We start from the raw sequence: 278 nt of genomic DNA, 5'->3' as shown, positions 1-278 counted from the left end.
GAGACTGCGCTGCCCAAACCATCACCTCGCCGACGAGATCGGCATCCGCCATTTCCCAGACGAACGACGGGCCGCCCGGAAAGCCGAATGACTCGCCCTTCTCGCGGCGGATAGCCGCGTAGACGCCGATAGCGGGAAGCACATTGAGCGCGCCGGGGGTCTTCCCCGTCACGAGTTGCGGACGTAGCACGGTATAGGTGAACCCGTGCTTTTCACCCGCCTCGCGCACGTAGTCCTGTTGATCGACGAAAAAGTTTGCGTGATCGTCGCGCGGGTCG

1 pseudogene is annotated in these 278 nt (G+C 63.3%); it reads right to left on the bottom strand.

The features are described from left to right. A pseudogene (locus SB753_RS36735) lies at nucleotides 1–278 on the bottom strand (short-chain dehydrogenase); the annotation flags it as partial.

This window comes from Paraburkholderia sp. SIMBA_053 (assembly GCF_046534895.1).
In the GTDB taxonomy this organism is placed as follows: Bacteria; Pseudomonadota; Gammaproteobacteria; order Burkholderiales; family Burkholderiaceae; genus Paraburkholderia; species Paraburkholderia caledonica.
This window is presented reverse-complemented; position numbering and strand designations above follow the sequence as displayed.